General features: G+C 64.2%; 19 protein-coding genes. 16 read left to right on the top strand and 3 right to left on the bottom strand.

Annotated elements, in window-relative coordinates:
* Positions 1–109 precede the first annotated feature (109 nt).
* Positions 110–409 carry a SelT/SelW/SelH family protein gene (locus OEY_RS0107660; RefSeq protein ID WP_010593303.1) on the top strand — a complete coding sequence of 100 codons (300 nt, stop codon included), beginning with the start codon at positions 110–112 and terminating at the stop codon, positions 407–409.
* 439 nt (positions 410–848) lie between these two features.
* Here OEY_RS0107660 and OEY_RS30445 read toward each other — a convergent pair whose 3' ends face one another.
* Positions 849–1,025, bottom strand: coding sequence for a hypothetical protein (locus tag OEY_RS30445; protein ID WP_017681460.1), 177 nt, complete (start codon positions 1,023–1,025; stop codon positions 849–851).
* Positions 1,026–1,283: 258 nt separating this feature from the next.
* Between OEY_RS30445 and OEY_RS0107650 the strand changes: the two genes are divergently transcribed.
* The 4 genes from OEY_RS0107650 to OEY_RS0107635 all read left to right on the top strand — a co-directional run bounded on the left by OEY_RS0107650 (position 1,284) and on the right by OEY_RS0107635 (position 5,824).
* Entirely contained in the window at positions 1,284–1,934 is a 651-nt protein-coding gene (locus OEY_RS0107650) for a hypothetical protein (protein WP_010593302.1), read from the top strand.
* A gap of 107 nt (positions 1,935–2,041) precedes the next feature.
* Entirely contained in the window at positions 2,042–3,121 is a 1,080-nt protein-coding gene (locus OEY_RS0107645) for a sugar phosphate nucleotidyltransferase (protein ID WP_010593301.1), read from the top strand.
* A 42-nt stretch (positions 3,122–3,163) separates the two neighbouring features.
* Positions 3,164–4,411, top strand: coding sequence for a mannose-6-phosphate isomerase, class I (gene manA, locus OEY_RS0107640; RefSeq protein ID WP_010593300.1), 1,248 nt, complete (start codon positions 3,164–3,166; stop codon positions 4,409–4,411).
* A gap of 93 nt (positions 4,412–4,504) precedes the next feature.
* Positions 4,505–5,824, top strand: a complete 1,320-nt coding sequence (locus tag OEY_RS0107635) for a UDP-glucose dehydrogenase family protein (protein WP_010593299.1) — start codon at positions 4,505–4,507, stop codon at positions 5,822–5,824.
* A gap of 32 nt (positions 5,825–5,856) precedes the next feature.
* Here the strand turns inward: OEY_RS0107635 and OEY_RS0107630 are convergent, their stop codons facing one another.
* The gene (locus OEY_RS0107630; protein WP_010593298.1) at positions 5,857–6,801 is read right to left on the bottom strand and encodes a UTP--glucose-1-phosphate uridylyltransferase; all 945 of its coding nucleotides are present in this window, start codon (positions 6,799–6,801) and stop codon (positions 5,857–5,859) included.
* Positions 6,802–7,601: 800 nt separating this feature from the next.
* Between OEY_RS0107630 and OEY_RS0107625 the strand changes: the two genes are divergently transcribed.
* From OEY_RS0107625 to OEY_RS29700, 10 genes are all read left to right on the top strand, one after another.
* On the top strand, positions 7,602–9,134 hold the full coding sequence (locus tag OEY_RS0107625; protein ID WP_010593297.1) for a sugar transferase: 1,533 nt from the start codon (positions 7,602–7,604) through the stop codon (positions 9,132–9,134).
* A gap of 125 nt (positions 9,135–9,259) precedes the next feature.
* Complete coding sequence (locus OEY_RS0107620) at positions 9,260–9,871, top strand: sugar transferase (RefSeq protein ID WP_010593296.1); 612 nt, start codon at positions 9,260–9,262, stop codon at positions 9,869–9,871.
* A 122-nt stretch (positions 9,872–9,993) separates the two neighbouring features.
* Positions 9,994–10,731, top strand: a complete 738-nt coding sequence (locus tag OEY_RS29715; RefSeq protein ID WP_157179995.1) for a WecB/TagA/CpsF family glycosyltransferase — start codon at positions 9,994–9,996, stop codon at positions 10,729–10,731.
* A gap of 139 nt (positions 10,732–10,870) precedes the next feature.
* Positions 10,871–12,079 carry a glycosyltransferase family 4 protein gene (locus OEY_RS29710; RefSeq protein ID WP_083846943.1) on the top strand — a complete coding sequence of 403 codons (1,209 nt, stop codon included), beginning with the start codon at positions 10,871–10,873 and terminating at the stop codon, positions 12,077–12,079.
* Entirely contained in the window at positions 12,076–13,185 is a 1,110-nt protein-coding gene (locus tag OEY_RS29705) for a polysaccharide pyruvyl transferase family protein (protein ID WP_010593293.1), read from the top strand. The genes OEY_RS29710 and OEY_RS29705 overlap by 4 nt, the downstream gene beginning before the upstream one ends.
* On the top strand, positions 13,182–14,444 hold the full coding sequence (locus OEY_RS0107610) for a hypothetical protein (protein ID WP_157179993.1): 1,263 nt from the start codon (positions 13,182–13,184) through the stop codon (positions 14,442–14,444). The genes OEY_RS29705 and OEY_RS0107610 overlap by 4 nt, the downstream gene beginning before the upstream one ends.
* Positions 14,441–15,607, top strand: a complete 1,167-nt coding sequence (locus OEY_RS0107605) for a polysaccharide pyruvyl transferase family protein (protein ID WP_083846941.1) — start codon at positions 14,441–14,443, stop codon at positions 15,605–15,607. Before OEY_RS0107610 ends, OEY_RS0107605 begins: the two co-directional genes overlap by 4 nt.
* The gene (locus OEY_RS0107600) at positions 15,591–17,123 is read left to right on the top strand and encodes a lipopolysaccharide biosynthesis protein (RefSeq protein ID WP_010593291.1); all 1,533 of its coding nucleotides are present in this window, start codon (positions 15,591–15,593) and stop codon (positions 17,121–17,123) included. The genes OEY_RS0107605 and OEY_RS0107600 overlap by 17 nt, the downstream gene beginning before the upstream one ends.
* On the top strand, positions 17,092–18,135 hold the full coding sequence (locus OEY_RS0107595; protein WP_157179991.1) for a nitroreductase family protein: 1,044 nt from the start codon (positions 17,092–17,094) through the stop codon (positions 18,133–18,135). Before OEY_RS0107600 ends, OEY_RS0107595 begins: the two co-directional genes overlap by 32 nt.
* A gap of 443 nt (positions 18,136–18,578) precedes the next feature.
* Positions 18,579–19,757 carry an acyltransferase family protein gene (locus tag OEY_RS29700; protein ID WP_083846935.1) on the top strand — a complete coding sequence of 393 codons (1,179 nt, stop codon included), beginning with the start codon at positions 18,579–18,581 and terminating at the stop codon, positions 19,755–19,757.
* 438 nt (positions 19,758–20,195) lie between these two features.
* On the opposite strand, the gene OEY_RS0107585 is transcribed toward OEY_RS29700, so the two are convergent.
* Positions 20,196–21,977 (bottom strand): DUF4012 domain-containing protein, encoded by a 1,782-nt coding sequence (locus tag OEY_RS0107585; RefSeq protein WP_010593287.1) that lies wholly within the window; start codon positions 21,975–21,977, stop codon positions 20,196–20,198.
* 269 nt (positions 21,978–22,246) lie between these two features.
* Between OEY_RS0107585 and OEY_RS28175 the strand changes: the two genes are divergently transcribed.
* A partial coding sequence (locus tag OEY_RS28175) for an amino acid adenylation domain-containing protein (protein WP_010593286.1) occupies positions 22,247–25,037 on the top strand: 2,791 nt, incomplete at its 3' end.

The raw sequence follows: 25,037 nt of genomic DNA, 5'->3' as shown, positions 1-25,037 counted from the left end.
CGCGAGCCGGTTCCCCCCCATCACCGGCTCGCGTCGAGGCCCCGCCGATTCGCCACCACGGTCGGCGGGGCCTCACCTTCTTCGAGCGGCCGGTCGATACGCTCGGGCGGTGACCGAGCCGCGCACCGCCCCCCGCATCACCATCACCTACTGCACGCAGTGCAACTGGCTGCTGCGCGCCGGGTGGATGGCGCAGGAACTGCTCAACACCTTCGGCACCGATCTCGGCGAGGTCGCCCTCGTGCCCGGCACCGGCGGGATCTTCGTCGTCACCGCCGGCGACCGGACGGTGTGGGACCGCAAGACCGACGGCGGCTTCCCCGACATCGTCACGCTCAAGCAGCGGGTGCGCGACGTCGTCGATCCCGGGCGGGATCTCGGGCACGCGGACCGGGGGAGCGGAGCGTAACGAACGGTCACCCGAGATCCTTGATTCCCGTTACCGCTCTTGTGGTTTCGGGCGGGTGGATCCGAGACCGAAGGTGCTGCCGTGCCCTGGGAACTCTGCGCGGCTTCTTCTTCGCCGATGTAACGTTTCGGGGATTTGCCCGATTCAACCGACCGTCAGGTCTTTCCCTCTTCGAATCGAGGTCTTCGCGAAGCGTCTTCTCGCCGGCATCCTGGGCTGTGCCGCCATCACCGTCGCCGTGCCGGCCACCGCAAGTGCGGCCACCGGAAGTACCGATCTGCTTCCCTACATCCTTCCCGCCGTGATCTGCTCTCTCACGTCCGGGTCCAGCCAGTGCGCGCTGGTTCCGCTTCCCGCGCCGGGCGGCGTGATCGGCGCTGCCGACCCGGCGCCCCTCGCCGTGGCGGAATAGGACCAGACGCAGCTGCCGCGGACGTGCTCAGACCCTGACCGGGGCCCGGACGATCGTTTCGGGCTTGGTCGGCGCGGCGGGCGCTTCCGCGGCGCGCGTCGGGCGGGACCGTTCCTCCCGGAGCCGGACGGCGTCACCGGCCACGACCGCGACCAGCACCGACAGCGCTGCCCACAGAACCAACAGGCACAAGACGATGTCCATGCGTCGAACCCTAAACGATGCCAGCCGAGTCCATCGTTTCGTCCGCGGCGACGGGCGCGGGCTGGAATAGTCCGCTGAAACGACACCGAGAGTGCAGATTGGAGGCGGGCGTGCGGGCGCGCGGGGCGCCGCCGGAAACAGACCGACCGACTCGCATGTGAGGCCGCCTCGGGTTACGGTGTCCCAGAACATTCCGACCGGGGGGTCGAAGTGGACGCCGCGACTTCTCGCGGAGACGCCGTACTCGAGGGAGCTTTGATGCAATCCGTTCTGAAGAAGACTGCCGTGACCGTGGCCGGGGTGGGAGCACTGGCGCTGTGCGTGCCGGGGACCGCGTCCGCCGCAGGCAATCCGAACGTCTCGGCCTCGGGCACGCCGGGCTCGATCACCGTCGACTTCGACTTCGCCGGGGTCGACGTGTCCGCCGGCGTCACCTGCGTGTCGTACGTGTCGACCAAGCAGAGCGGCCTCGACGCCGCCGACCCGTCGGGCCGCGCGGACGCGCAGGCGCCGGGTTCGAAGTTCTCCATCGAGAACACCAGCACCTCCGCGATCACCTTCGTGCAGGACGGGCAGCCCGTCTCGCAGGGCCCGCAGCCCATCGCCGCCGGCACCTACTACGTGTACTGGGGTTGCCAGGACGCCGCCGGCACCCAGTGGGACAACGTCGGCCTCCGCTCCGGAGCGCCGTTCCAGGATCCGATCGTCGTGAACATCGCCGGTGACGGCGCCGCCCCGGCACCCGCGGCCCCGGCCGCCCAGTCCGCGCCGACCAAGTCGGAGGGCACCGTGCCGCAGTCCGAGACCGAGGACGGGCCGAGCACCGACGACATCATCGACACCCCCGAGGAGTTGATCGGTCTCGTGATCGATCTCTTCGGCGGACTGCCGGACCTCTCGCAGAGCTGATCCCGAGCGCCCGCTGGCGGCATCCCCGACGGGATGTCGCCACGGCGTGCTTCCGGGACGACGACTTCGTGCGCGCACGCCTCGCTCGTGCGTCGCACCGGGGAATCATGAATGCAGAACACGCACCGGATGCGGTGATCCTGGTCGGAGGCAAGGGGACACGACTGCGTCCCCTCACCCTCTCGGCTCCCAAGCCCATGCTGCCCACCGCCGGCGTGCCGTTCGTGACGCACCTGCTGGCTCGGATCGGGGCGGCCGGCATCACTCACGTGGTGCTCAGCACCTCGTTCAGGGCCGAGGTCTTCGAGGAGCACTTCGGTGACGGCACGAGCCTGGGTCTCGAGATCGAGTACGTCACCGAGACCGAACCGCTCGGTACCGGCGGCGGAATCCGGAACGTGCTCCCGCAGCTGCGCGCCGACAACGTCATGGTGTTCAACGGCGACGTGCTCGGCGGCAGCGACCTGCGCGAGATCCTGCGCACCCACGAGACCAACGACGCCGACGTGACGCTGCACCTGGTGCGCGTCGCCGATCCGCGCGCCTTCGGGTGCGTGCCCACCGATTCGGAAGGACGGGTCACGGCGTTCCTGGAGAAGACGCAGGATCCGCCGACCGATCAGATCAATGCGGGCTGCTACGTGTTCCGCCGCGAATGGATCGAGAAGATCCCGGCCGGACGGCCCGTCTCGGTGGAGCGCGAGGTGTTCCCGTCGCTGCTCGTGGACGGCGCACGCGTGTTCGGCCACGTCGACACCGCCTACTGGCGGGACATGGGCACACCCGGCGACTTCGTGCAGGGCTCGTCCGACCTGGTGCGTGGCATCGCGCCGTCCCCGGCGCTCGCGGGGGAGTGCGGCGAGTCCCGCGTGCACCCCACCGCTCGGGTCGCGCCCGGCGCGATGCTGATCGGTGGGACCGTGATCGGCCGCGACGTCGTGGTCGGCGGCGGTGCCCGCCTGGACGGTGTCGCGGTGTTCGACGGCGCGCGCATCGACGCCGGGGCGGTGGTGGAGCGCTCGATCGTGGGGTTCGGGGCCCGCATCGGGCCGCGCGCACTCGTCCGCGACGCGGTGATCGGCGACGGCGCCGAGGTCGGTGCCCGCTGCGAGCTGCTGCGCGGGGCCCGGGTATGGCCGGGAGTCGTGCTGCCGGACGGCGGCGTCCGGTTCTCCACCGACGTGTAGTGACGTGCAGGACAAGCTGATCCGGTTCCGGGGAGGAGTTCGATGTATCCGCTTCGCGGGACCGTTCGACACTATTCGTGGGGTTCGCACACCGCGCTGGCCGAGCTGACCGGCCGGCCCGCGCCGACCCAGGAGCCGGAGGCCGAGCTGTGGCTCGGCGCCCATCCGGTGGCCCCGGCGACGGTGGACGCCGGGGATGCCACGGTGCCGCTGTGCGATCTCATCGCGCGCGACCCCGAAGGTCAGCTCGGACCCGACTGCGCTCGGCAGTTCGACGGCCGGCTGCCGTTCCTGCTGAAGGTCCTCGCCGCCGAGCAGCCGCTCTCGTTGCAGGCGCACCCGAGCCGGGCGCAGGCCCGGGAGGGGTTCGCGCGCGAGAACGCGGCAGGAATTCCGCTGGACGCCCCGCACCGGAACTACCGCGACGACAACCACAAACCCGAGATGGTCGTCGCGCTGAGCCGATTCGAGGCGCTGGCCGGATTCCGGCCACCGGCCGAGACGGTCGAGTTCCTCCGCGACCTCGGAGTGTCGGAGGTGACGCCGTACGCCTCCGAACTCGGGGACAACCTCGATGCGACAGGACTGCGCGCCCTGTTCACCGCATGGATGACGCTGCCGCCCAAGTCGCTCGTGGGCCTGACGGACGCCGTCCTCACGGGCTGTGGGCGCTACCTCGAGGCCCGGTCCGGGTCGGAGGACGAGTTCACCGCCGCGGCGCGGACCGCCCTCGAGCTCGGTCTCGCCTATCCGGAGGACCCCGGCGTCCTCGCCTCGCTCCTGCTCAACCGGGTGAGCATGGAACCGGGCGACGCCCTGTTCCTCCCCGCGGGCAACCTGCACGCGTACCTGCGGGGCACCGCCGTGGAGATCATGGCGAACTCGGACAACGTGCTCCGCGGCGGGCTCACCTCCAAACACGTGGACATACCGGAACTGCTGCGCGTGCTCGACTTCGACTCGGTCGGTGTGCCCTGGGTGCGCGCCCGCCGCGACGGACACGAACTCCTGTACGCACCACCCGTGCGCGAGTTCGAGTTGTGGCGGGTGGCGCTGGACGAGTCGGGAACGTCGGGACCCGCCACCACCCGGATCGGTGGTTCGACCCCGCGGATCCTGCTGTGCGTGCAGGGAACAGTGCAGCTGCGGTGCGGCCACCGGGTGCTGAACCTCCTGCGGGGAGAAGCGGCGTGGGTTGCGGCCTCGGACCCCGAGCTCGTCGTGCAGGCCGCGAGTTCTGACGCGACGGTGTTCGTGGCGACTCCGCCGGCTCGGACCGGGTCGGTCTGAACCGGCCGACAGCGCCCACTCTTCATACGTTGTTCGTTCAGCCCTCAGCGTGCATCGGTGTGCTGCACACCCGTACTGGGTACCTCTGGGAGCATGCGCTGCACAGTCTTCGGCACGGGATACCTGGGCGCCACTCATGCCGCCTGCATGGCAGAACTGGGGCATGACGTCCTGGGCGTCGACATCGACGCCGGGAAGATCGCGAAGCTGACGGCGGGGGAGGTGCCCTTCTTCGAGCCCGGACTCGACGAGGTACTGCGGCGCAGCCTCGAGAGCGGCCGGCTGCGCTTCACGACGTCCTACGCCGAAGCAGCCGACTTTGCGGACCTGCACTTCATCGGCGTCGGCACCCCGCAGAAGAGCGGCGAGTTCGCCGCGGATCTGTCTCAGCTGCATGCGGTCGTCGACGCGCTTGCCCCGCTTTTGACCCGTCCGTCGTTGATCGTCGGGAAGTCGACCGTGCCGGTGGGCACGGCCGAGCAACTGGCGGAGCGTGCCCGGAGCGCCGCACCGGCCGGCGACGACGTCGAGGTGGCGTGGAACCCCGAGTTCCTGCGCGAGGGGTACGCCGTGCGCGACACCCTCACCCCGGACCGGTTGGTCGTCGGGGTCGACCGCAATCGCGGAGGGCAAGCCGAAGCGACGCTGCGCGACTTCTACGAATGCCAGATCGCCGACGGCGTGCCCTTCCTGGTCACGAACATCGCCACCGCCGAACTCGTGAAGGCCGCCGCGAACGCGTTCCTGGCCACGAAGATCTCCTTCATCAACGCCGTCGCCGAGGTATGCGACGCGAGTGGCGCGGATGTGGTCGAGCTGGCCGATGCGCTCGGCTACGACGCCCGGATCGGACGGCGATTCCTCAATGCGGGACTCGGATTCGGAGGAGGGTGCCTCCCGAAGGACATCCGGGCGTTCATGGCGCGGGCCGGCGAGCTCGGCGCCAACAACGTTCTCCACCTGCTCCGGGAGGTGGACGGCATCAACATGGGGCGCCGCAGCACCATGGTGGAGATGACGAGGGAAGCGTGCGGCGGATCCCTCCTGGGCACCCGGATCGCAGTTCTGGGCGCGGCCTTCAAACCCGACTCCGACGACGTCCGGGATTCCCCGGCGCTCAACGTGGCCGGCCAGCTCCAGTTGCAGGGCGCAGCCGTGACGGTCTTCGATCCGAAGGCAATGGAGAACTCTCGACGGCTGTTCCCCACTCTCGCCTATGCGGCCGACATCCCCGAAGCGTGCAAGGGCGCCGACGCGGTGCTGGTGCTCACCGAATGGCAGGACTTCAAGGACCTGGATCCGGAGGAGATCGGCGCAGTCGTTCGGGCGCGCACCGTGCTGGACGGGCGCAACTGCCTCGACGGCCGGCGCTGGCGCTCCCACGGCTGGCGCTACCACGGCATGGGCCGGTAGAAGGGACCGACAGGTCCGCGGGTGGCCGACCCTTACTGCAGGGCGTCGGGCGCGGCGTCGGGATCGATCTGCTTGAGCCGGTCCGTCAGCCATGACCGCAGCATCGGGCCGTACTCCGGGCTGGCAAGGGCGGAGTCGACACAGGCACGTAGATAGCCGCCGGGATTGCCGAGGTCGTGCCGCGAACCACGGTGGACGACGACGTGGACGGGGTGGCCCTCGTCGATCAGCAGTGCGATGGCGTCGGTGAGCTGGAGTTCCCCGCCCACTCCGGGCGTCACGCGACGCAACGCATCGAAGATCGCGCGATCGAGAAGATAGCGCCCGGCCGCGGCGAGGGTGGAGGGCGCGTCCTCGAGCTTCGGCTTCTCGACCATGCCGAGCACCTTCATCACATCGGGGTTCGCGACACCGGGAACCTCCTGGACTTCGAAGATGCCGTACGAGCTGACCTGAGACTTGGGCACGTCGATGGCGCAGAGGACGGTGCCGCCGCGCTTGGCGCGCACACGGGCCATCACCTCGAGGACGCCGCAGGGCTGGACGAGGTCGTCGGGAAAGAGGACTGCGATGGCGTCCTCGTCGTCGTCGAGAGCCTGTTCGGCGCACCCGACGGCGTGACCGAGTCCGAGTGGCTCGGCCTGCACGACGGATTCGACGTCGAGCAACCTCGGTGCCTTGCGCACCTTTTCGAGCAGGTGGTGCTTGCCCTTCGCCTCCAGGTGATTCTCGAGGACCAGGTCTTCGACGAAGTGCGCGACCACGCCGGCCTTGCCCGGCGCGGTGACTATCACCAGGCGGTCCGCACCCGACTCCGCGGCCTCCGACGCGACCAGTTCGATACCGGGGGTGTCCACGACGGGCAGGAGTTCCTTGGGGACCGTCTTGGTGGCGGGCAGGAACCGCGTGCCCATACCGGCAGCCGGCACCACCGCGGTCTTGAATACGCACGGATTCTCGGCGATCAATTCGCCCATGGCGACACCTCGTCTCTCGAATGGGACAAATCGGATATCCGTCGGTGGGAGGTACTCATGTCATAACGAATGTCACTTGGAATAGGCACGCACCGAGCCGTTGCGGGGCGGGGGAGTCACCGCAGGAATGCGCGATTGTGCGAAGTTTAACCCATCGGGCGAAATTCGCGACTTCGCTCGTACGACTCAGGGGGACGTCAGGGCTGACGCCCGCGCTCCGTCGAAGGCTGCTCCGGGTCAAGGCAAGTCGGACGTGCCGGCCGGCGTTCGCGAAGTCGCCTCGCGCGGCCGTGCCCGGGAATGGGCCAGGACCATCCGCTGAAAGATCCGAAATCCTGCACGACCAGTACCAGTTCTGTATCAGATTGTGACCCTACCGTCTGTACGTTCTTGCGAATTGGTCGTGCGTCCAACTCGTCGCCCGCCCGGCGGTGCGGAATAGCTGTGTGTGATATTTCACACTGTAACGAAGAATTGGTTGCGGTCGAACGGCCGACCCGCCTCGGCAGAGAACATACCGTCTGACCTGGTATTTGCTGAGAAGTTACTGAGAAGTAGCAGGTTCTCGCAGGTCAACGGTCGACAACACTGGTCCCACTCGTGTCCTGATCGAGATGCACGCCGCTGCCGAATGCCCCAAGATGTTCCATACCGAGGGCGATACAGGTTTGCGATGCGTGCGGTACGGGGAGGTACTCGCACGCCATCGATGCCGAATGTGTGTTCCGCCCGAGGTGATCGCACCAGTACGGGCACCTCGCCCGTGTGGGGCTCGGGGAGGGAACGGAATGAAATCAGCAGTGGACCAGTCGGACCGGGTGCAGACCACCACGGCCGGCGCCGCAAGGGAAGCGCCGGCCAGGCGCACTCCCTACCTGGTCGGAGACCGCTCCGGCAACACCCGGTGGTCGTGGCAGAGCGCGTACGTCCGCCGACTCTTCTGGACCGACAACGTCATCGTCGTCTTGGCAGTCGTCCTGGCACACGTCGTGCGCTTCGGGCACGCCGATCTGCTCGCGGCGACCTCGTTCAGCGAGTTGAACTACGCCGTCGTGTCGGTGTGCCTGGCTGCGGCGTGGATCGGGACTCTCGCACTCTTCCGCACCCGGTCGCGCCGCGTCATCGGCAGCGGGTACGAGGAGTACCAACGCGTAATCTCCGGAACGCTGCGGCTTTTCGGTGCCATCGCGATCGTATCGCTGGTCTTCAAGCTCGACTTGGCCCGCGGCTACCTCGCCATTGCACTGCCCGCCGGACTCATGATGCTCATCTTCAGCCGATGGATGTGGCGGCGCGTCGTGGCACGAAAGCGGAGCCGCGGCGAGTTCCAGACCTCGGTCCTCGTCGTCGGTGGAGAGCACGCGGTACGCCTCATGACGCGGACATTCCAGCGCGAAGCTTCCGACGGCTACCGAGTCGTCGGTGTCTGCGTTCCGCGCTATGCCGGCGCGCGCGGTGAGTCCATCGAGGTGGACGGAAGCCGGATCGCCATCTACGGCGACGAACGATCGGTTGTCGACGCACTGGCCGAGTCGGGCGCAGACACAGTTGTAGTGACGGCCACCGAAACCCTCGGCCACGAGGGCATCCGCGACCTGGTCTGGGAACTCGAACCGTACGAGGCCGATCTCGTCGTCGCCACCGGCGTCGTGGACGTTGCGGGGCCGCGCATGGAGATGCGACCCGTTGCCGGCCTGCCGCTCATACATGTCGAGAAGCCCAGCTACCACGGCGCCAAGCGAAGCGGAAAGCGCGCGTTCGACTTGGCCTTCTCGCTCACGGCTCTCTTGCTGTTGGCTCCCGTGTTCGCTCTCGTGGCGCTCGCCATCAAGCTGGACAGCAAGGGCCCGGTGTTCTATCGCTCCGAACGCATCGGTCTCGACGGCGAACCCTTCGGCATGATCAAGTTCCGGTCGATGGTGACCGACGCCGACAAGCAGATGACCGCGCTCCTTGATCGAAACGAGGGTGCTGGGCTCTTGTTCAAGATGCGCGAGGATCCGCGAATCACTCGCGTCGGCAAGTTCATTCGCCGATACAGCATCGACGAACTCCCGCAGTTCATCAACGTCGTCCGCCGGGAGATGAGCGTCGTCGGACCGCGTCCGCCGCTGCGCCGCGAGGTCGAGAACTACGACGGCATGATCCGTCGCCGGCTACTGGTCCGGCCGGGCGTCACAGGACTCTGGCAGGTCAGCGGACGTTCGGACCTGTCATGGGACGAGTCCGTTCGCCTGGACCTGTCGTACGTCGAGAACTGGTCGATGGTCAGCGATGTGCTGATCATTGCAAAAACCGTCAAAGCCGTCGCTGCCAGCGATGGCGCGTACTGACACCTTGATGTTGAACGGGCGATTTCAATCGGCCGATGCAACAAGCATTGAGTGCTTCATTGGAATCCGCCAGCCTAGCGGTCACGTGGCCGGGAGGGTGTGCGGACCACCTCGACGGTGAGTCGGTGGCGTTGTTGGTGTTCGCGATCGTGGCGTCGGTAATCAGGTTGGATTCGAAGGGCCCGGTCTTCTACAGGGCCGAGCGAATCGGTGTGGACAGGGAGCCGTTCGGGATGATCAAGTTCCGGTCGCTTATGGCCAATGCCGACACGTTGGTCGCCACTTCGATGGCGCAGAACGACGGAGCCGGCTTGTTGTTGAAGGTGAAGGAGGGTCCGCGGGCCACACGCGTCGGCCACATCTTACGGCGGTTGAGTATCGACGAGTTGCCGCAGCTGATCAACGTCATTCGGGGTGATATGAGGATGGTGGATCCACATCCGCCAATGCGGCGGGAGGTGGAGGCCTACGACGCTCGGGCCCAGCGTCGGTTGTTGGTGCGTCCGGGTACAACGGGTCTGTCGCACCTCAGTCGTCAGTCGGATCTGTCGGGGGATGAGTCGGTGCGTCTGAATCTGTTCCATGTGGAGAACCGGTCGAGGATCTCGGATGTGTTGATGACTGGAAAGACCGTCAAGGCGGTGCTGGTACGCGATGCCTACAAATATCGACACATTAATTGCGGAAGGGCGCTCGGCAGCTCGTTACGAGAGGGTGCAGCGGATAGCGAGCGATGAACTAGTCAACTCGACGTAAAGCACCCATTGTCGAATTGCAGAATTCGAGCGCAATCAAAGTTTCTCAGGCAAAGATCGTGAAAGGGTAGGAAATGCTGCGGAGTGGAACCGACCCAGTCTCCATGCGCATTCGGGGTGAGCAGATACCATTCGCCCGCAGGACATTGCAGGACGTTGTTGAAGAGATCACTCAGAGCGACTCCGATGTGTGGCGGGTCGTTATTACCCCAAACTTGCATCACATCTACTTGTTGCGGCAGGATGAGTCGCTCGTCCGCCTTTACACCTCAGCTGACCTCCTGCTTCCCGACGGATGGCCAGTTGCTTGGATGCTCTCCCGAGCGTCAGGAATGAGTGTCGACCGCATAGCGGGATCGGATCTGCTGGAGGTCATTCTTGAAACTGGCGGGGAGGGTAGGCCCCTTGTCCTCGTCGGAGGCGTGGACCGCGATGCCCTGTCAGCTGTAGCGGACAGGGCACGTCGCTCGTCGTGGAAGGTCTTCGAAGAACCCGCACCTCGTTCCGAAGTCGATGATCCACGATCGAGAAAAGCTCTGGTTGCTCGTGTGGCTTCAAGCGGGTCTGGTGGCCTCGTAGTGCTCGGCTTGGGTGCACCGAAGCAGGAGCGTATCGCGCACGAAATTCGAGGAGAATGCGGCGCGGGACAAATCCTTTGTCTTGGAATGGCAATCAATTTCAGTGCCGGAAGAATTCGTAGATCCCCGGTATGGATGCAGCGAGCCGGAATGGAATGGGTGCACCGAATCATTACCGAACCGGGGCGTCTGCTGCCTCGGTACGCCCGTGATGCCACGGCATTTATTCCCACCTTCGTTGAGAACATGGGGCTCAAGAAGTGAATAATGACGCTACCTCGAGATTCGTTTCTCATGGGCATGCATCCATCCCACCGTCCTCACGGTCCGGCGTCTATACCCCCAAATCTGTTCACATCTATTGGATATCTGAAGTCGTTTCCCGGTGCCGGGGTGCTGCGTAATGGCTACTCGTGAAAGTGCCCTAGATGCAGCGACTCCCTCAGGTTCGGGGAGGCCCCAATGTGATCGCAAGGTCGTTCTGCAGGTTGGTCCCGCGCCTGGAACCTCCGGAGGCATCGCAGCCGTAATCGAAGAAACTATGAAGTTCGATTCACCATTTTTCGAGCAACGGCTTTGCCCGTCATGGCTACCGAACGGCAAGTTCTCCTCCTTCCCAACTGCAACTCGTGCCGCAATCAAAATGTGTCGGAGTGTGGGGCGGTGGAACATCGCTCATGTTCATCTGAGTGAGTACGGAAGTTTCATCCGAGAGGGGTCTTTGCTCTTGCTCGCGAAACTTCTGCGCAAGCCGGCTGTGGTGACGCTCCACGGTGCTGATCTGACTCGCCACGTGGCGAAGTATCCAGTACTTACCCGGTACGTACTGAACTCGGCTGATCTTGTCCTCTGTCTGGGTAAGAATCATGCATACGTCGTTCAAGCGATCGCAGGAACTCCAACTCAGATCATCGCTAATCCGCTCGGCCCAGAGTCATTTCCGTCCGATTCTGACACACCGCCGCGGGTAACTACGTCGCCGACCTTTCTCTTCGCGGGAGAAGTAGGGGCAAGAAAGGGTCATGATCGATTGATCGAGGCGTGGCCAACTGTCCAGTGTCGATTCCCAGACGCAAGGCTGCGCATCGCCGGCCCGGTGGCGGACGGATACTCGCAGTCCGCCCGGTCCCGCGTCGACTACCTTGGAAACCTGAGCAGAACGAGGTTGCAAGAGGAAATCGCGGCAGCAACGGCCATCGTACTTCCGAGTCGCGCAGAGGTACTTCCTATGGCTCTCATCGAATCGCATGCTCAAGGCACCCCTACTGTCTACACGAAGGTTGGGGAGTGGCAGGTGTTTCAAGATGCACCGGGTATAAGGCTCGTTGACGTTGACGCCAAGTCGGAGGAGGAGATCGTGGCGTCGTTGGCCGATGCGATGATCGATTGCGCTTCCGATCACCACGATTACAGCTCCGAGCTGACAGCCTGGACGAGAAGAACATTCTCCACCGATGTGGTGGCTGCACAGCTGGACAAAGCGTATCACCGAGTCTTGAGCAAGCGTGCCGATCAGGCTGGCCGATTGACCAAGTCGCAGACGAACAAGGCAGCGAAGCTACCGGTGACCGATCCGCAGAACTGGATCGCCGAGGCAACGGAGAATCAGTGAAGAGAATCGGCATCCTGACGCGCCATGTATACCCCAACTACGGTTCGCTTCTCCAATGTCGTGCACTCGAGGGTGCACTGGCTTCGCTCGGTGCTGCACCTCATGTCATCGACTACTTTCCTCATACGGACCGACCACTCAGGTTGGCGGCATCCCGCCTCAGGGAGTCCCGAGTGCGAAGCTCCGCCGCAAAAAGTGCCGTCTATCTGGCAGTTCAGACGCCCAACATGGCGACGATGAGTCTTCGGTTCCGGAAATTTCAGCGTCGGTATCTGACGCTTACCCCGACCTGTGAAGACGAGACGGGTGTCCTGAGCCTTTCGGACGACGTTGACCTCGTGCTGACAGGGAGCGACCAGGTTTGGAACTCGGTCCATGGACAACTGGACCCTGTGTACTTCCTGGATGGTCAGAAGCCTGACAAGAAGCACAGTTACGCAGCGAGTTTCGGTTCGAACGCGCCGTCCTGGGCGGATGCCCATCGCGTGGCCTCATGGCTTGAGGACTTCACTTCGGTATCTGTTCGAGAGCGTTCGGCACAGGCTGCTCTGGAGGCAATGGGAATACCCTCTCGCGTCGATGTCGATCCGGTGCTTCTTCATGGCAGAGAGTATTGGACCGAATTTTCGAGTTCTTACCCGCCGGTGGGGAGTCGGTACATCCTTGTCTACCAGCTTCACAACACGCCTGGCTTCAAGGAGAAGCTGGCGGCAATTCGAAGGCGTCACAACCTACCGGTCCGTCGGGTCACACCCGACGCCAAGATGCTGATGGAGAATCGCGCATCCGACTACCTAGTTGACCCGGCGAAGTTCGTTGCCCTCTTCCGGGACGCCTCCTACGTCGTCACGGACTCATTTCACGGGACGGCGTTCTCGCTAGCCTTCGGAAGGCCGCTCTATGCATTGCTGCCCCAGAGCAACTCGACACGCAACGAAGACCTCCTGGCGTCCGTCGGTCTAACGCGGCTTGCGTCGGCCCTCGACGACGTTCCGGTGGAAGACCCACATTATGACGCCGATGACATTGCAGCACAATTGCTTACGCACTCCGGTGATTCGTGGTCTCATCTTCGAGAACTGGTGAGGACGGGTGGACGCCCATGAGCCACACTCTCGGGGCCACCACGACTGGGCGCGTCGGACAATCACGCCCGATACTAGTCGTTGACTATGTCCAGTTGGCACTATTTGCCGCATACGCGTTCAGCTACGCCCTCTACATAGCAGGACTCCTTCCAGGAGCGGTGTACTATCTGTGTCTTGCTGCACTGGTCTTGTTTGCCATGCTTCGGGTCGTGGGACTGATGCTCAAGGCGCGGCCTGGATCGGCACTCATCTTCGGATGGTCGGCGGCCGCGCTGGCATCCGCGTCCGGTGTCCTCGTCCTGTTGTCGGTGATCAACGAGATCGTCGAACACGGAGATTTCACTTTCACTAGCTTCGGAGCCGTTGGGTACATCCTTGTACCGACCGTCATCGCAGTGTGCGTCGCCAACACCGTTTCGCTGCGTCTGGCTGACGTGTATATGACCCTCTTGCTGGCGCGTTACGTGGTCTATTTCCTCGTTTCAGGTGAGTTCAGTCTGGCCGCCCTCAGTGCGATCAGTTGGTCGGCCTCTACGTCGCCGTTCGAGTCGTCGTTCTCGCACGACATGTTGGTGTTGGTGATGTACTTCGTTGTCCGCCAGAAGGCGGTGCGGAGCGGAGCGTCGACCTTCTTCACAATGATTGCCTTGAAGCGTGCAGCCTTTATCTCTGCCCCACTGTTTTGGGTGTTCCGTCGTTGGATCCGGAAAGACGCACCGCCTAGGCGGCGTGCTCTTGTTGCGCTCCTCGTAGCCGGAGCAGCCAGTCCGTTCATCGTGCAGGCGGCGTACTCCGCAGAATTCTCACGCTCGTTCTACAACTACTTCGGTATCGATTTCGATGATTTCACCAGCGGCCGGGTCTCTATATACAGACTCGCAGTACACTGTGCCGATTCGTCCCAGGCGTTCGGATCCCTCAACGAGTGTCTCGCCGACACTGCTCTGCGGGTGAGCGGAACATCCTGGAACAGTCTTCTCCATAACGACACTCTACGTGTGTACATGGAGGTGGGGATTCTCGGCGTCGCGGTCTATCTCGGTGCTCTCGTGTTTGTCGGCAGGACAAGTCGTCCCGCGTTCATTCTCATGACGTACACGTTCTTCGTGCTGATCACTTCGAGGTTGATCACGCATACGAGCTACTGGATCGTGCTGTTCATCGCGATCGCGCTGCTCGATCTGCACTACTCCACGAGGCGTTCACTGGTCCCGGACGAGAGCCGTACTGCCAGTGACGTTGTTGAGAGCCAAGGAACTGACAGGGGTACGGAGTGAATTGCGCTACCGGGAGAATTGGCATTCTCACACTCACTCAGTCGGAGAACTACGGGACGGTGTTGCAGGCATACGCAACCTACCAACTGTTCGCCACTGCAGACGCAAGGGGCAGTTATTCCCTCGTCCCGACGGACGTCGGACACGTTAGAAGGCGGCGTCTCGCGTCGGTGCTCAATCCCAAGAATCCGAGTTTCGGTCTCACCAGAGCGCGGAACTTCGCGTCCATGCGTCAATTCGTGAGTCCGTACACGCACAAGCCGGTTGGGAAGCGGTGGATAGACATTAGCGACCGTAACGGGACGCTCGACTACCTCGACTCCCAGTTCGACGGATTCGTGACAGGATCCGACGAGGTCTGGAATCTGGCATTTCTCGGTGACAAGAGCATTTATTACGCCCCCGAATCTCTCGGTCGGGTTCGAGCAAGTTTCGCGACTTCAGCCAACAGGCTCGACATCTCGGGGCTTTCGGCGGAGAGTCGAGAGATCCTCCGGCGTTCACTCGCGTCGTACACTTACATTTCCGTGCGGGACGCAAATACGTACTCCTTCGTCCAGGAACTGCTGGGTGAGTCCGTAGGGATCGACGAAATCCTAGATCCGACGCTCATTCATGGGCTACCGGAGTTCGTTGTTCCCTACTGCGCGGCTTCTCGAAGCGGTCGGAAGAAGATCTTGCTGATGGTGCGCGACCGAACGGTAGGCGAAGGCCTGATTTCGAGTCTTAGCGGCTCGGTGGACATCGACACGGTGTTCATTCGGTATCCCGGTGCCCGATTCCTTCAGTTGGACCCCGTCCAGTTCGCAGGTGCCTTCGGCCAGTACGACTGCGTGGTCACCGACTTCTTCCACGGAACCTGTATGAGTACGCTGAGCCAGGTTCCATTTATCAGCTTCGACAGCGAGTGCCTCTACTCGAAGTACGAGAGCAAGATCAAGAATCTCCTCGTCAAGCTCGGACTACAGGACCGCTACGTGGATCTGACCGAGGCGGGCACTGCCGGCGATCACCGCGTACTGCTCGCCGCAGTCGAGAAGATGATCGCCGAACCGCCGGCCTGGACTGCGCAATCGGCTTTGGACCGCGAACGGGACCACGGTCTTGCCGTCTTGGCCCGGATCAAGGAAGCAGTCGGAGAAGGTCTTGCCGACGCCCGATAAGACCAGGGGAGTCGCTCGACGCTCCCTCATCTACGCCGTAGCTTCCATTCTGCAGAAGCTCTCGTCGCTGATCCTTCTGCCGGTCTACACACGACTTCTCACCCCTGAGGAGTACGGGTACTTCAATCTCATCGTCACCCTCTTATTGCTTGGGGGAGCGATCGCGTCGCTGGGTATGGAGTACGCGGTGGTGCGATTCTGCCACCCGTCTTTCGAGGCCGAGGACGGTGTGGACGGCTCGGGTACGGCGCTCCACCGAAGCCAAGCCAAGTTCTATACGGCCGCCTACGCGACGGTGCTGTCCGCCGCGGTGGCCCTCACCGTGGTTCTGACACTATCCGGACCCTTGTACTCGCCCTTGGTGTTTCCCGAATTCGATTTTTACCCGGTCATACTGGTGGCGTTGGCGTCGTTGCTCTTCCAGCCGTTGACCACTGTGTATCTAGCACTGCTGCAAGCACGATCGATGGCCAGGTCCTTCGGTCTCTATTCGCTGGCGCTGTTCGTTTCCAATGGTGCACTAACCGTCCTTTTCCTAGGACCACTGAAACTCGGGCTTTTGGGTGTGGCGCTGGCGTTGGTGGTAGCCAATGGGTCCTTTGCGCTTATCGGAACAGTCCGAGCAATGAGGATGGGCATGCTGTGGGTACGCTTCGAGCAAGCGGATGCTCGTCGTCTGCTCGCATACGCGCTGCCCATGCTTCCTCATACACTTACCCTGCAGGCGACTTCACTGGCCACGAGAGTGATCATCTCGCACCTTATCAGCGTTGCGGCCGCTGGCTTGTTCAACATCGCGATGTATGCGGTGAACTTCATCGACGCGATTCAGACGGCGTTCCACCGGGCCTTTCTATCGTGGTACTTCACACAAGTGGATGGGAAACCTCCCGGCTGGCAGAGCCGTGTACGCGGCGTGATCGCCACGTTTGTGGGGGCCTCCGTAGTCATCTCGTCCTCGGTAGCACTCTTCGCATCCGAGCTCCTGAGGTTGATGACACCGGAGAGTTTTCACGCCGCGGCCAGTATCGTCCCACTACTTTCACTCAGCATGATGGTGAAGTCGATCTACTATCCGTCGTTGTCCTCCCTGCTTTACCACGAAAAGGGCACACGTGCGGTCTTGATTATCTCGGGCACATCGAGCGTCATCTCGATCCCATTGGCTGTACTGGGTGCAGCCCAGTTCGGCCTGATGGGTGTGGCCGCGGCTCAACTGGTGCAACGCATCATGATGAGCGCAATGGCAGTCTGGTCGTCCAGACGACTGGACACCCCGGGAATCCCCTGGTCCCGCGTAGCGAGGTTGCAGTCCGGTGGCCTCGTCGCGGTGTGCTTCGTGATGGTGGGCGACCATGAGTCTTGGTGGGGCCTGGAATTCTGGTCGGTTCTGTTCGTCAAAGTTCTCGTTTGGATAGTCCTTGTCGCTTACCTACTCGTTTGCGACCCCAATCTCGTCAAGGCAGCAAGGAGCGTGATTCGTCGTGAGTCTGAAGAAAAGGCTGAAGTCCGTTGACTCGCTACGGCAGTTCGTGAAGCGGATCAAGATCCATCGGGAGTATTTCTACGATGCCCGGTTCATGTCCAGTCACCTCTTGGACGGTGGGCGTGCATCGAGTCATGAACAGTACCGAATAATGTTACGAGTTCATTCCCTGGAGAAGGGAATGGCATACCGCACCCCCAGGTCTTTCGGTGCCGCTAAAGCACTCGCGCTTGTCCACATGCTTGAGAACGCCAGCGCGGAGACTCGGACGTCGACCGCGTATCGGATGGGGGAATCCGTCCTGCGGGCATGGATTGACTTTCACTCCGATCGCGATGACAGAAATCAGGACGCGTACGAGACGGTTGACCGGTTCCTGGACAGTGCCAATGACCCGGACGTGGAATGGTGCGAAGCCGGTGTGAAGACCATCTCGGAGCGAGACCCGGAAGCTTGGAAGGAGATTCCGTTCGACGAGTTCGTTGCCTCACGCCACTCGACACGGCGCTACACAAACAGCAAGGTTGCGGATGAGGTCCTCGACGAGGCTGTACATCTGGCAATGTTGTCTCCCTCAGCATGCAATCGCCAGATGGTTCGATTGCATGTGATCGACGACCCTCAGGGCAAGCGGTTGCTCTACGACACTCTGCACGGTACCGGTGGCGTCGACTACGAGAATTGCCGAATCGGTTTGATCACCTATGATTCTCGCAGTTTGGAGTTCTACGGAGAGAGAAACCAGGGTTATCTCAACGCCGGGTTGTTCGCGATGACGTTGGTGTACGCGCTTCATTGGAAGGGGGTGGGGGCGTGCCTGTTGCAGTTCGGAAACACTGCTGCAGAGGAACGAGCCCTGATCCGAAACCTGGGCATCCCAGATTACGAACGAGCTGCCGTGGGAATTTCCCTCGGCTACCTCGAACCCTGCGACGTCGTCCCCGCTAGCGTTCGGCGGAATGTCACCGAGGTGTTGAGACGCGACGCATCGGACCGTGTCGCCATTGGTGCGCCGGACGAGGTCACCGCGGCCCGCACGTAGGCCGACTGACAGACGCATCGAACATGTCGGTGAACAGTCTTCCCGTTCTACGACATGGTTGGGCGGAAGATGGGGAATCGGGTCATCGACGGCTCGACGAACGGATTTGGGCGTCTGCAAACGCTGCGCGGCTGGTTCTTCGAACGATTTGGTGAACGTGAGCCGTCCGGCCTCGAGGTCGGCTGAAGGACTTCGAGATGTTCGGGCTCGAGGAGCGGAACCTCGCCGGCTTCGAGTTTGCGATCTTGTCCGCATCGATGTCGGTGCCGAGCACCCTGTGCCCGAGTTCGGCCATGCAGACCGCGCGTATGGCTCGGGGTAGCCGGTTCGGAAATAGCACAACGCATGGGAGATTCATACATCTCCGGATGACCATGCCCCATACCTGTGGCCATAGCCGAAGGAGAACGTCACGTGTACATCTCTAGCTACCCGATTCTGTCATGAGCCACCCGGGCGCGGTGCCTCATGATCCAGCCACGCTTCGAGCAGGGAAGGTGAGACCGCCAGTACCGGCCGAGACCGCAGGTAATAGGTACGAACACATCGACGGGATGCGAGCATTCGCTGTTCTCCTCGTCATCGTGGGGCACGCCGGACTCGGCCACATTGTCCCTGGGGGCGCTGGTGTCACAGTGTTCTTCACGATTTCCGGTTTCATCATCACGACTCTTCTGCTGAAGGAGTGGCAGAGGACAAGAAGTTTCGACATCAAGGCGTTCTACGTGCGTCGAGCGGTGAAGTTGGTTCCTCCGCTCCTCCTCGCTGTTGCTGTTCCCACACTGATTTACGCGGCGTTCGGTGGAACGATCAGTTTGAACGCTTTCGCGGGTCAATTGCTCTTTTACTTCAACTTGCTGGATGCCGACAAGTCAGGAGTACTTCCAGGCTCCGGAGTCGTGTGGAGTCTTTCGATCGAGGAACAGTTCTATATCGTCTTTGCAATATTGTGGTTGTGGATGGTGAAGAGCCCTCGGGCGATTCCATGGTTGACTGCTTCGGCGATCGGAGTCGTTGGAGCCAGTACAGCGGCTCGGGTTCTTCTCGTCGATCCGGGAAACCAACAGATCGCTGATCGCATCTACTATGGCTCCGATACGCGTGCCGACAGTCTTGCCTGGGGCATCTTGGTCGCCATTCTTCTGTTCGGTTGGCAATTCGGTGGGGGAAAGCCAGGCCGTCTGCAGAGATCAAGCGGCCGCGCAACTGCACTCGCAGCAGCGGTCATGGTTTTCCTGGTCAGTTTGGCGATTAGGGACGACTGGTATCGGCAGACGATTCGGTACTCGCTCCAAAGCATCGCGACGTGCGTAGTGCTCCTCTACGGATTTACGGCTCCCGACGGAAGAGCGCGGGACCTCTTTACTGCTTTCTGCCGAAATCGGGTCGTCAAGATGATCGGTCTCGCAAGCTACAGCGTCTATTTGGTTCACCTTAGTCTGATCATGTGGGCCCAGAATTATACCGATGATCATCCATTGATCGTACGAGTGTTGATTCACTCAACGCTTGGCGTTGGCGTAGGCGTATTGATGTACCGATGGATCGAAATCCCTGCCCGGCGAGCTTACGAGGCGGTCCGGGATCGTCGGGCTGAAAGGGAGGTTCAGCAGCGCGCGTGAGAGTGGTCTTGATCGTCGAGAAATCGCGGGTGTTAGGCTGTAACGGCGCTCTTGTCCAGTGCGATTTCCTCGCGGCCGTTAGGGTTGAAGCTCATCGCATCGTATGCAGCGTGAGATCAGGGGTGCACGATCGTCAGTCCGGACATCTTCCATGCTCTAGTTTTCATGTGCTCACTCTTCGCGGCGTCTGCATGGTGTCTGGCTCGCCCGAGCGCTTTGTCGAGCACGGCTGTCGCGGTGGCATCGTTCCTGTGGCTCGCGCTGAGTGGCCCGCTCGAGGGTCGGGTGCTGTACGTGTTCAATCCTGGCCACGGTCTGACCGAATCCGACCTCCTGTCCTTTGTCGGATTCGGTATCGCAGCATGGGGCTTCTGGGCGTCCTACCGCCGCTACAAGCGTAGTGGTCCGGGCCGGTGGCTGTAAGACGCCCAGTCGGCCTCAGCCGCAGGTCGGCACGTCGATGCTGAGTTCGGGCTCGTCGACGAGCGGTTGCATCGGAATGCGGGCCTCGCCCTCGACCACGGGTTCCGTCAGCTCGAAGACGATCTCGGCCGTCTCGCCGCGCGGCACCGGAAGCTGCACGCTGTAGACAGGGTGCCCCAGTTCCTTGCCGGTGAAGCTCATGGCCGCAGTCCCGTTCACCGTCACCTTGTCGAGCTTCGCGCCCTGGGTGGCGACTAGCGACAGATCGGTCAGGTTGGCGCCGAACGGCGCGCCCACCGGGTTGTCGAACATGCCGGCCACATAGTTGGTGAAATCGCCGGTAGGCAGGTCGTTGGTCAGCCGCACCGTGACCGTCGAGCTCCGGGTATCGCCATCGCAGGAGTTGGCGGTGTACTCGATCTCGCGTCGCAGGTAGTAGTCCAGCTTGTTGCCACCCAGGTTGTTGACCACCACGCCCGCGTACGGGGCCGAATCCTCGGGAACGGTGTGGCCGAGCGGTGTTCCCGCAAGAACGGCCTGCTCGTCCGGGTTGGCGCTCCACACCGCGAGTCGCCCTTCGCTTGCCGCACGGCCGAGGGCTTCGAGCAGGGCCTGCGGCCGGCTGATGCTGCCCGTCATCCTCTGGACGACCGCCGACGCGACGGTTTCCAGATACCGCTTGCGGGCAGCCTGATCGTCGCCGAAGCGCGAATACGCCGTGGATTCGGTCAGTTCGACGACGTTGTCGGCCGTGATCTTCTCGCCGCCCGGCAACGTCACCGGGCCGACCACCTCGAGGACGTAACTGAGCGCCACCGGATCCGTCGCGACGGCCCCGTCGACGCGTTCGCCCGACTCCTGCTGCCAGATCGACTGCCAGATCTGCGCCGCGTACGGGAAGTGCGAGCTGACGTTGCTGTTGCGGAAGTCCACCGTCGGCCGGCTGTGCCCGTAGGTGCGGGCGAAGTCCGGGCCGAGATCGAGGGGCTGGTAGTTGGTGCGCAGCTCCCGGTTGCTCGCCAGGTCGTCGACCCGGACCGCGCCGTCCGCGGCGCGCACGATGCCGAACCCGCCGAGCAACCCGCCCGTGCCTCGCGCCTCGGCGTTGGTCTGGAAGCCGATGAAGTAGCTGCGTGGCCCGTCGGCGCCCAGCATGGCCGGTGCGATCTCGGCCGCGAGGGAAGTGTTGTGGAGAAAACCGGACAATTCGCCTGTCTGGTCCTGCAATTGGGCGCGTGCGTCGTCGATCAGGCCCAGGTAGGTACCGTCGATGTCCTGCGCCCGGGCGTCCAGTTCGGCGGCCGCGGCCGCGGTGGTCTCGAGGACCGGTGCGGCGTCACGCAGGGCGGCGAGGTTGATGCGGGCGCCGTCGAGAATCAGCTGATCGGGGGAGACGGCCGAGCCGGCGTCCACGGCGGGCACCAGAACATCGGATGTGAGACCCGTCACAATATCGCTCATCTGCTGGCTCGACGCGAACGGGCTGCCGAGCCACGGGATCGCCGCGGCGATGCTCCACGGCAGTGAGTGCGTGGAGTCCTGCGCCTGCTTCGCGTACTTGTCGGCGTCGCCGGCGGTGCGCAGGGCCGTCTCGGTATCACCGGCCAGCAGGGCATTTTTCGAGCTCGTCGCGTACTCCCGGGCCTGCTCGAGGCTCGACTTGGCCTGCAGCCCTTCGTAAGCCAGCCAGACGCCCATCCCGACGACGACGACCGCTCCTGCGGTGCAACCGATCGCGAGGTTCCGGCGCTTGCGGCGCTCCTGTGCGATCTGCTCGTCGGTCTTGCGCCGGCGCACCTTGCGTCGGCCTGGTTCCGGCGAAAGTGACTCGTCGGTAACATCGTTCACGCGGTCCTGCCCCCTTCGATTCCTCCGGGGTGACCATAACCGAGAAACGGGTCAGCTGGTCGGTTCGAGTGGTGAGTAACGCCGGGGATCGTTAGGGTCGATGTATTCGACGGTGATGGATGCAGGGAGGCGTCCACGTCGTTGTCGATCGATGGGTCCCCACTGCACGCCCGTTGATCTCGAGGGAAACACGAGGGGGTGCGGTGCCGTCATTTGCCATGTCCACGAGTCAGCGTGGACTGTGGTTCGCTCAGCAGCTCACCCCGGACGTCCCGTTCACCATCGCCCAGTACCTGGACCTGCACGGCCCGCTCGACGCCGACCTGATCCGCGCCGCCTGCAACCAGGCCGCCCGCGAGGTCGAATCCGGAACCCTGTTCCTCGAGCTGGTCGACGGCGAGCCCCGCCAGCGGGTGATCCCCGACGTCGACGACTACCCCGGCTACCTGGACCTGCGCGGCCACGACAACCCCGAGGCCGAGGCGCGACGGTGGATGGACGAGACATACACCCGTCCGCTCGACCCGCTGCGCGACCGGCTCATCGCCACCACCCTGATCCAGCTCGCCGACGAGCACTTCTACCTGTTCACCTACATCCACCACCTCGCCCTCGACGGGCACGGCGGCATGGTGATGCTCGGCCGCAGCGCCGAGCTGTACACGGCGTGGGGGCGCGGGGAGGAACCGCCGCCGATCCGGGCGCTGAGCCTCGAGCAGATCGCCGAGCACGAGCGCGCCTACGTCGGCAGCACGCGGCAGGCCGCCGACCGCGAGCACTGGGCGCAGCGTCTGGTGGACCTGCCGCCGCCCGTCACGCTCGCCCCCGGATCCGCCGCGCCCACGATGCCGTGCCGGCACGTCGGCGCGGAACTCACCGCCGAGGTGACCGCCGCCGTGGCCGCCCTGGCCGGCAGCGCCAACTCCACCGACGTGCCGATCGTCGTCGCCGCCTTCGCGGCGTACCTGGCCCGCATGAACGCCGCCACGGACGTCGCGCTGAGCCTGCCGGTCTCGGCCCGCACCACCGCGCCGCTGCGCCGCTCGGCCGGCTCGATCTCGAACATCGTGCCGCTGCGAGTGCGCGTAGAACCGGACGTCACCGTCGCCGACCTGGTGCGGCGCGTGCAGGTGGAGCTGACCGGGGCGTTGCGGCACCAGCGGTACCGGTACGAGGACATGCTGCGCGACCTGCACGCCGTCGGTGATCACCGGGAGACGCGCAGCGCGTTCGGGCCCGTGGTGAACCTGATGATGTTCAACCCGGAGTACGCGTACGGCGACATCTCCGGCGAGTACAACCTGCTTTCCACCGGCCCGGTCGACGACCTGTCGGTGAACGTGTACGCCGGGATCGCCGGGCGCAGCGTGCGGGTGGACTTCGAGGCCAACCCGCGGCTGTACGGCGACGAGACGCTCACCCGGCACCACCGCCGCTTCCTGGACTTCCTCGGCGCGTTCGCGCGGTCGGCCGAGCACGCCGTCGGGGATCTGCCGCTCGCGACGCCCGACGAACTCGCCGGCCTCGTGCCCGCGCGCGGCCCGCAGGCCGAGGGCGGGTGCCTGCTGGCCGACGTGCTCACCGCGCACGCCGGCTCGGACCGCGTCGCCGTGCGCGACGGCACCGTCGCGCTCACCTACCGGGAACTGGACGAGCGTTCAACTGTGCTCGCGCGCAAGCTCATTGCCACCGGCGCCGGACCCGACGACCGGGTCGCGGTGCTGCTGCCGCGCTCGGCCGCCTCGGTGATCGCGCTGTGGGCCGTCGCCAAGGCCGGCGCCGCCTACACCCCGATCGACCGGGGCACCCCGGCGCTGCGGCTCGCCGAGCTGCTGCGTGACGTGCCCGTCGCGGTGTGCGGCGACGACGTCGCCCTGCCCGACGGCGTCACCCGCGTCGATCCGGGCGACGGCGAGACGTCGTCGGCGCCGTTCGAGGTGGGGGAGCGGGTGCGTCCGCTGCACCCCGAGCACCTCGCGTGGGTGATCCACACGTCGGGCTCCACCGGCACCCCCAAGGCCGTCGCCGTCAGCCACCGCGGACTCGCCGGACTCGTCGCGACGCTGCGCGCGCGGTATGCGGCCGACGCCGACTCGCGCGTGCTGCACCTGGCCGCACCGAGTTTCGACGCGTCGCTGCAGGAACTGCTGCTGGCCTTCGACGCCGGGGCCACCCTGGTGATCTGCCCGCCCGACGTCGTCGGCGGACCGGACCTGGCCGCGCTGCTACGTGAGCAGGCCGTCACCCACGCGATCACCGCCCCCGCCGTCCTGGCCGTCACGCCCGAGAACGACCTGCCGGCGTTGCGGATGCTCGACGCGGGCGGGGAGGCGCTGCCGGTCGACGTCGCCGACCGGTGGTCGCGCGGGCGCACCATGCTCAACGCGTACGGGCCCACCGAGACCACCGTCCTCGCCACGCTCAGCGACCCGCTGCGCCCGGGTGGGGGCGTGCCCATCGGCGCACCCGTCCACGGCGTGACGGCGCTCGTGCTCGACGCGCGGCTGCGGCCCGTGCCCGTCGGCGCGGTCGGTGAGCTGTATCTGGGCGGGCCGGCCGTCGCGCGCGGCTACCTCGGCGACCCGGCGCTGACCGCGGCCCGGTTCGTCGCGTCGCCGTTCGGTCGTGTGTACCGCACGGGGGACCTGGTGCGCTGGAGCCGTGCGCGTTTCTGGTCGTCGGAGCTACCAGAAACGCGCACGGGCGGCGGGGGTGCGCTGGAGTTCGTCGGGCGCGCCGACCGGCAGGTCAAGATCCGCGGCTACCGCATCGAACCCGGCGAGGTCGAGGCGGCGCTCACCGGGCTCGACGGGGTCGCGAGCGCGGCCGTCGTCGTCCACGGCGACACCCTCGCGGCCTACGTCGTCGGCGACGCCCTGCCCGACGACGTGCACGCCCGGCTCGCCGAACGCCTGCCCGCCTACCTGCGGCCCGCGACGATCACCGTGCTCGACGCGCTGCCGCTCACCCCGGGCGGCAAGATCGACCGTCGCGCCCTGCCCGCCCCCG

The organism is Rhodococcus sp. P14, from assembly GCF_000256505.1.
GTDB lineage: Bacteria > Actinomycetota > Actinomycetes > Mycobacteriales > Mycobacteriaceae > Rhodococcus > Rhodococcus ruber.
Note: the sequence above shows the minus strand (reverse complement) of the source record. Positions and strands in the feature narration are given on the sequence as shown.

Bases quoted from the DNA above. Each gene is read 5' to 3' on its own strand.
- OEY_RS30445 (WP_017681460.1), bottom strand. From the start codon at position 1,025: ATGGACATCGTCTTGTGCCTGTTGGTTCTGTGGGCAGCGCTGTCGGTG.
- OEY_RS0107650 (WP_010593302.1), top strand. From the start codon at position 1,284: ATGCAATCCGTTCTGAAGAAGACTGCCGTGACCGTGGCCGGGGTGGGA.
- OEY_RS0107645 (WP_010593301.1), top strand. From the start codon at position 2,042: ATGAATGCAGAACACGCACCGGATGCGGTGATCCTGGTCGGAGGCAAG.
- manA (WP_010593300.1), top strand. From the start codon at position 3,164: ATGTATCCGCTTCGCGGGACCGTTCGACACTATTCGTGGGGTTCGCAC.
- OEY_RS0107635 (WP_010593299.1), top strand. From the start codon at position 4,505: ATGCGCTGCACAGTCTTCGGCACGGGATACCTGGGCGCCACTCATGCC.
- OEY_RS0107630 (WP_010593298.1), bottom strand. From the start codon at position 6,801: ATGGGCGAATTGATCGCCGAGAATCCGTGCGTATTCAAGACCGCGGTG.
- OEY_RS29715 (WP_157179995.1), top strand. From the start codon at position 9,994: ATGCGCATTCGGGGTGAGCAGATACCATTCGCCCGCAGGACATTGCAG.
- OEY_RS29710 (WP_083846943.1), top strand. From the start codon at position 10,871: ATGGCTACTCGTGAAAGTGCCCTAGATGCAGCGACTCCCTCAGGTTCG.
- OEY_RS0107610 (WP_157179993.1), top strand. From the start codon at position 13,182: ATGAGCCACACTCTCGGGGCCACCACGACTGGGCGCGTCGGACAATCA.
- OEY_RS29700 (WP_083846935.1), top strand. From the start codon at position 18,579: ATGAGCCACCCGGGCGCGGTGCCTCATGATCCAGCCACGCTTCGAGCA.